This is a genomic window from Ruegeria sp. HKCCD8929, from assembly GCF_013031405.1.
In the GTDB taxonomy this organism is placed as follows: Bacteria; Pseudomonadota; Alphaproteobacteria; order Rhodobacterales; family Rhodobacteraceae; genus Ruegeria.
Genome location: NZ_WPZY01000092.1, coordinates 1 through 4,532, shown reverse-complemented (window position 1 = coordinate 4,532; position 4,532 = coordinate 1). Strand labels below are relative to the sequence as shown.

General features: G+C 54.6%; 4 protein-coding genes and 1 pseudogene. 2 read left to right on the top strand and 3 right to left on the bottom strand.

Translation table 11 applies throughout. The annotated features are described in order from the left end of the window. Positions 1-565, bottom strand: a 565-nt coding sequence (locus GOX53_RS28785) for a hypothetical protein (protein ID WP_217351989.1), incomplete at its 3' end; no start/stop codon positions are given. A gap of 459 nt (positions 566-1,024) precedes the next feature. Here GOX53_RS28785 and GOX53_RS28780 point away from each other — a divergent pair. Then, positions 1,025-2,953 (top strand): PhoX family phosphatase, encoded by a 1,929-nt coding sequence (locus GOX53_RS28780; RefSeq protein ID WP_171182309.1) that lies wholly within the window; start codon positions 1,025-1,027, stop codon positions 2,951-2,953. Between the two features lie 119 nt (positions 2,954-3,072). Beyond that, positions 3,073-3,960, top strand: a pseudogene (locus tag GOX53_RS28775) (Tn3 family transposase); the annotation flags it as partial. Between the two features lie 23 nt (positions 3,961-3,983). Here the strand turns inward: GOX53_RS28775 and GOX53_RS28770 are convergent. Together GOX53_RS28770 and GOX53_RS29685 are read right to left on the bottom strand one after the other, a co-directional pair. After that, the gene (locus tag GOX53_RS28770) at positions 3,984-4,226 is read right to left on the bottom strand and encodes a DUF6429 family protein (protein ID WP_171182308.1); all 243 of its coding nucleotides are present in this window, start codon (positions 4,224-4,226) and stop codon (positions 3,984-3,986) included. A 106-nt stretch (positions 4,227-4,332) separates the two neighbouring features. Further along, the coding region (locus GOX53_RS29685; protein ID WP_217351988.1) for a hypothetical protein at positions 4,333-4,532 on the bottom strand (200 nt) is incomplete at its 5' end.

Sequence of the window (4,532 nt, the reverse complement as noted above, 5' to 3'; positions counted from 1 at the left end):
TCTGTTGCGCCGCACTCCACGGACTGTCAATGGCAACGTATCCCGATGCGGTTTTGGTAACGATCAGGCTGTGGACGGAATTAAACCCGAAATCAATGTCGTCAGTCGCAGGGTCGAAGCCAAAAATGTTGGCGCCGCTCACATTGGCCACATAGGTGGTCCCGCCGCTATCATTGGGAGATTCAGGATCCGTCGGATCAGGGGTGGGATTTATACCGCCGTCTGTGTGCCCATCATGTCTGTCATGCCCATCATGACTGTCGTCAGTGGTGCCATCTAGAAGCGCAAAGACCTCTGCCTCTGCCCCGGAATCGCTGATCTTGAAGTTTTCGGGGCTAAGTTGGTCAAGTGTCACACCCTGCAGTGTTGTGGACTGGTTGTTCCCTGGCACTGAAATGACCACGCATTGCGGCGTTTCCGTAATCTGCAGCGCGTCAGCGCCGATCCAGCCGATATAGATAGTGCTCTGATGAGGGTCGAAATCTGTGGCGATCAGATGTTGCCCCCAACTCCAGTCGATGACGATATCGGCATTTTGCCGGGTGATGGATGTGCCTTGGTGCATGGAAGATATCTTTCGCGCTCTTACATCTGTGGACCAGTTGTGACGTGACCACTGTCTTACATTCAACGTAAACGCGAGAAAGACGCTGATCGGAGCGCAAATTCGCTGAGCTGACAGGCGGAAACTCGCCGTTTGGCTGTGGGATCCAGGGGAGGGCACAGGATCGCGATCGTCGGCATGATGTGGCCAACTGAAAGCCGTGCTTCACGTCGAACGAAAGCAATCACACGTTTTAGAACATGACTTTTTGGCTGCTATGCGCTGATGCCCGCCGGGCATTTTCCCGAAGCGCTCAATCAGAAATAGACAATGAATGAAGCGCCGTTTTTTGGGAGTTGCTGGCAGAAAGAGTTCCAGATGACCTCGGAATTGGCTGTCTTGACGATTTTGTAGCCACGGTGACAGAATTCAATCTTCCGCGCCACAATTCTCAGCGCGGTTCAGATAGGGAGTTCCAAGATGACTATGGATACCAATCCAAGACTATCTACTGAAGAACTGGAAAACTTGTCATTCGACGATTTCGATGAGGCAATAAACCCAAGACCGGAAAGCAACGACTTTGACGCCGTTGTTGAAGAAGCCCTGTCACGTAGAGGGTTCATGGGCGGTGTACTGGCCTTTGGCGGTGTCGCGACAATCGGGGCGGCCACTACCGCGCTGACACCCGTCTCGGCTAATGCCAGTGATAACCGGTTTGGCTTCCAAGCCGTCGCCGCAAGCACCGAAGACACCGTCATTGTCCCAGACGGCTACAATTGGCACGTCGCGGCCCGTTGGGGAGACCCCCTGTTCTCGGATGCTCCCGAATTCGACCACGCAACACGCGGCACTGCTGCCAGCCAGGCCCGCGCGTTTGGGGACAACAATGATGGCATGTCGCTTTTTACAGACAAGGACGGTCATCAAGTTCTGGTCGTAAACAACGAATACACCAATAGGTCTGTCATGTGGGGGAATAATCCCGATGGAAAGTATGCCTCTGACGACGACATCAACAAGGGCAAAAATGCGCACGGTCTTACGGCAGCGGAAATCAAGGAAGTCGATGGGAAGTGGCAGATCGTCAAGGATTCGCCCTACAACAGACGTTTCACGCCAGATGAACCGATGGATATCACCGGTCCTGCGCGCGGCCATGATCTGATGAAAACCAATGCTGACCCCGAAGGTGTGACGGTACTGGGTACGTTCAACAACTGCGGCAACGGTCGAACGCCGTGGGGCACCTACCTGGCCTGTGAAGAGAACTTCAATGGCTATTTTGGTACGACCGACGCGGAAGGCTATGTCCAGGACGACGCCAAAAAGCGTTATGGTGTCAGCGGCAAGGATCGCGGGTACGGTTGGTGGAAAGTCGATGAACGTTTCGACGTCGCGAAGGACCCCAACGAGTGCAACCGTCATGGCTATGTAACCGAAGTTGATCCTTACGATCCGAGCTCAGTTCCGAAGAAACGCACAGCGCTTGGCCGTTGTAAGCACGAGAACGCGGAAGTGGTCGTCAACGCCGACGGTCGAATTGCGATCTACATGGGCGATGATGAACGCGGCGAGTTCCTCTACCGCTACGTTTCCGATGGCTATTATGCCGAAGGCGGAAATACTGACGATCTTATGGAAAACGGCACAATCTACGCAGCCAAGTTCTTTGCTGACGGCACAGGGAAGTGGTTGGCCTTGACGCCCGAGACAACCGGAATGGATCAGGCCGAGATTTGCATGTTCACGCGAATGGCCGCGTCTAAGGTTGGAGCAACGACCATGGACCGCCCCGAGTGGGTGGCAGCCAATCCCCTGAAGGCCGAAGTGTACTGTGCGCTGACCAACAACAAGAACCGCGGAGTGAAGCCAAATGCCGGTGGTGATGCAACGCCTGTTGGCGGCCCGAACCCGCGCGAGGCCAACAAGTACGGTCAAATCGTGCGTTGGTGGCCGGGGGCCGGCGATCACACGGCGGATTCGTTCAAGTGGGACCTTTTTGTAATGGCGGGCAACCCAACCGTTCATGAGGATGCCAACGGCGGATCTCACAACGTGACGGAGGGCAATATGTTCAATTCGCCAGATGGCCTGTCGTTCGACAACAAAGGGCTGATCTGGATCCAGACCGACGGCAACTACTCCAATGAGGAGGACTTCGCGGGTCAAGGGAACAACCAGATGCTGATCGGCGACCCGGTGACCGGTGAAATCCGAAGGTTCCTTGTTGGTCCGAAGCAGGCTGAAATTACCGGTATCGCGTGGTCCGCTGATCGCAGAACGGTCTTTGTGGGTGTTCAGCACCCGGGCGAACGGGGCGATTCAAGCTGGCCAGATGGCGGAGACAAGACACCACGGAGCGCAATTGTGGCAATTCGTCGAGATGATGGAGCTTCAATCGGTTGATCGCCGGCGTGTGCAAAGGCGCAATTTGACCTTCTATTGCGCCTTCGCATCCGTTCTTGGGTTTGCTAGCTGATTTTGTCTAACCGATTATTCCCTTGGGGCAATAGGCACCTACACTCGAGTTATCATCCAGCGACGGACAGTTTTTCCCGACCACCCGGCACGGCGAAGCAATGAATCTGATCAACCCCAAATATGGATCCGAGCCGGGGCTAAAGGCTTATACCCATGTGTCAGATCAGTTCGGCCCGTTCGCAACCCAGAACATCCCGGCGACTGTGAGCGAGGCACCGTACATTCTGGACGGCCTTCTGATGAACAAGGCCGGAACGAAAATCAAAGAGCAATATGCCGATACCGGTGGCTTCACTGATCTTGTCTTTGCCGTCACGGCGCTATTGTCCTATCGATTTATTCCGCGCATCCGGGACCTACCTTCAAAACGACTCTATGCGTTTGATCCAGCAGGCACCCCGAAAGAGCTACGGGGTATGGTCGCAGGCAAGATCAAGGAGCGGTTGATTGCTGAAAACTGGCCGGACATCCTGCGGGCTGTCGCAACCATGGCGGCTGGCATCATGCCACCCAGCCAGTTGCTGAAGAAGTTTGCCTCTTACCCCCGACAACATGAACTTGCCCACGCCCTGCGAGAGATTGGCCGGATCGAACGGACATTGTTCATCATTGAATGGCTGCTCGATGCGGATATGCAGCGCCGCGCACAAATCGGGTTGAATAAAGGTGAGGCGCATCACGCTTTGAAAAATGCGCTGCGGATCGGCCGCCAAGGTGAGATTCGGGATCGCACCGCCGAGGCCCAGCACTACCGCATGGCCGGGCTGAACTTGCTGGCTGCCATCATCATTTACTGGAATACGAAGTATCTCGGCCATGCCGTCACACAGCGGCAAAGGGCCGGGTTGGATTGTTCGCCCGATCTCCTGGTGCATATCTCACCGTTAGGTTGGGCCCATATTCTGCTCACCGGTGAATACAGATGGCGATAGCAACGCCTCCGGGCAGCATATGGTCAACCTGCTTTCTCGTCCGATTTTGCAAACAAGGCGCGAAACAATTCTTCCGCCTTTGCCAAACCCTCATCCGTCAGGACAACCGATTTGGCCTTGTTGACGGGATCGTAGATCATGCCCCGTTCATACAATCGGTTCATCACATCCCAGTCATGGCCTTTCCAGGCCCGTCGATCATCATGCAGCGTCAGCCACAATAGCCCCAAAACAACTTCGTCAATGCGGTCTGTGTCGATCTCCATGCGGTCAATCATAGCAGGAAACGCGGCTACGCACGCCAAAAACAGCCAAAATCGGGCTTAGCGTAGGATTCTGCCCCCTCCGGCAATCGACCCCTAAGTGCCCGACTTACAATTTTGTAGTGTGGTAATTTCCCGCTTTTTCCCAGTGGACCATAGATTTGTCATGCATTAGCAACCAAACCGGATTAATAAGGTGGAGCCGTTCGCTGACCGACCTTTTTCTTTGAAGTTCCGGTTTTGTGTCGGGATCACGACCAAACGAACCAAAAGCTCGAGATACAGCAGGATAAGCCGATGCCCATAAAC

Excerpts from the sequence above, each read along its gene's own strand:
- GOX53_RS28770 (WP_171182308.1), bottom strand. The coding sequence starts at position 4,226 with ATGGAGATCGACACAGACCGCATTGACGAAGTTGTTTTGGGGCTATTG.
- GOX53_RS28780 (WP_171182309.1), top strand. The coding sequence starts at position 1,025 with ATGACTATGGATACCAATCCAAGACTATCTACTGAAGAACTGGAAAAC.